Below are 1,966 nucleotides of genomic sequence, written 5' to 3'. Positions count from 1 at the left end.
TTTGAAGCCCAGGGCAGACAGCGCTGCCACGTCCACTGTGCCGGTGGTCAGTGCCTCCAGGACGGGGATGGCGCGCAGGGCCTCGAACGCGGTGAGCAGGTGCATGCCCCGGACGATAAACCCCCGTTGACCTTCCGTCGACAAGCAGGTCGTGGGCCTGTGGACAACCCCCTGTTATCCACAGAAACGGCGACCGGCAACGAACCCCACTTGACACCCCCGTCGATTCTGATATGCGAGTTTCCCCATGTCAGAACCGGTCCGGAAATAGAGGGTGTAGATTCGCACACGTTAAGTGGCTTTTCATCTGAATCTCAGAGATCATTAACGGAAAAAGACGAACCTTTCCCTCCGGGAGCACCCATCATGAGATACAGCTACACCGAGCGTGAGGAACCGAAACCAGTCCGCAACGGCCCCGGACGCCCGCCGAACGAAGCACTGGACAAACAGGTCATCAACGCCGCCCGCCGCCTCATCCGGGACGGCAAACCGCTGACGATCCAGGAGATCGTCGACACCAGTGGGGCCTCCCGCTCCGCGATCTACCGTCGCTGGCCGAGCCTCAATGAGCTGCTCGCCGATGCCCTCGACCACGGGCGTGCCAACCGGGTGTACACCTTTGAGGGACCGATCAAGCCCATCCTCGAGGAGCTCCTCTTCGACCGCATGAACGAGAGCATCGGCCGCGGCTACAGCGACAAACACTACCGCAAGCACCTCGAGCTCATGATGGCGAACCCGCAGCTCCAGAAGGTGTACTGGGAGAAGCACGCCTCCCGTCGCCTCAAGTCCATGCAGCACGCGCTCCAGACGGCGAAGGACAACGGCGAGATCCGCCGGGACGTCGACATCGACGCCGCCATGGACGCGATCTACGGTGTCCGGATCATCCAGAGCGTGTTGCGCGGCATCCCCGTCGACTCACCGGAGGCGATAGAGCGGGGCCGTGCAGCCTTCGACCTCCTCTGGAAGGGCATGGAGCCCTGACACAGGAACGGCCCGCACCCCGGTGGGGAGTGCCGGCCGTTCCTGCGTCGAGAAGCTAGTCGCCGATCTGGTCGCGACCGCGCAGGACGATGAGCGGATCCGGCGTACCGACCACGTCATGGTCCTTGTTCGTGTACTCGAACTTCGACAGGATGTAGCGCATCGCGTTGATGCGGGCGCGCTTCTTGTCATTCGACTTGATGGTGATCCACGGGGACTCGTCGGTGTCCGTGTAGCGGAACTGCTCCTCCTTGGCGCGGGTGTAGTCATCCCACCTGTCCAGGGAGGCGAGGTCCATCGGGGAGAGCTTCCACTGGCGGACCGGGTCGACCTGACGGATGGCGAAGCGGGTGCGCTGCTCCTTCTGGGTCACGGAGAACCAGAACTTCGTCAGGGAGATACCCGAACCGAGGAGCATGTTCTCCAGCATCGGGACCTCACGGAGGAACTCCGCGTGCTGCGACTCGGTGCAGAAGCCCATGACGCGCTCGACACCGGAACGGTTGTACCAGGAGCGGTCGAAGAACACGATCTCGCCGGCGGACGGGAAGTGCGCGATGTAGCGCTGGAAGTACCACGACGTGGACTCACGCGGGGACGGCTTCTCCAGCGCGACGGTACGGGCACCACGGGGGTTGAGGTGCTCGTTGAAGCGCTTGATGGTGCCACCCTTGCCGGCGGCGTCACGGCCCTCGAAGAGGATGATGTGGCGCTGACCGGTGTCCTTGGTCCAGTTCTGCCACTTCAGCAGCTCGATCTGGAGCTGGCGCTTCGTCTTCTCGTACTCGTCGCGCGTCATGCGCTCCTCGTACGGGTAGTTCTCCCGCCAAGTCTCAATCGGGGTGCCGTCCGGGCGCAGAAGTACAGGGTCGTCTTCGTCGGAATCGTCGACGACATATCCTTCCGTCTTCGCCAGATCGATGACAGGGAGATCGTCGTCATTGTGCTCAGCCATGCACATAAGTCTAGTCACTGC

The 1,966-nt window shown here is 62.6% G+C and carries 2 protein-coding genes; one reads left to right on the top strand and one right to left on the bottom strand.

Annotation, left to right across the window (positions count from 1 at the left end; genetic code table 11):
* Window positions 1–366 precede the first annotated feature (366 nt).
* Window positions 367–990, top strand: coding sequence for a TetR/AcrR family transcriptional regulator (locus GXZ33_RS03605; RefSeq protein WP_291339473.1), 624 nt, complete (start codon window positions 367–369; stop codon window positions 988–990).
* A gap of 55 nt (window positions 991–1,045) precedes the next feature.
* Here GXZ33_RS03605 and ppk2 read toward each other — a convergent pair whose 3' ends face one another.
* Window positions 1,046–1,945 carry a polyphosphate kinase 2 gene (gene ppk2, locus GXZ33_RS03600; RefSeq protein WP_291339472.1) on the bottom strand — a complete coding sequence of 300 codons (900 nt, stop codon included), beginning with the start codon at window positions 1,943–1,945 and terminating at the stop codon, window positions 1,046–1,048.
* Between the last annotated feature and the right edge of the window lie 21 nt (window positions 1,946–1,966).

It is taken from the genome of Corynebacterium sp. (genome assembly GCF_012838985.1).
Classification (GTDB): Bacteria; Actinomycetota; Actinomycetes; order Mycobacteriales; family Mycobacteriaceae; genus Corynebacterium.
This window is presented reverse-complemented; position numbering and strand designations above follow the sequence as displayed.

Bases quoted from the DNA above. Each gene is read 5' to 3' on its own strand.
- GXZ33_RS03605 (WP_291339473.1), top strand. From the start codon at position 367: ATGAGATACAGCTACACCGAGCGTGAGGAACCGAAACCAGTCCGCAAC.
- ppk2 (WP_291339472.1), bottom strand. From the start codon at position 1,945: ATGGCTGAGCACAATGACGACGATCTCCCTGTCATCGATCTGGCGAAG.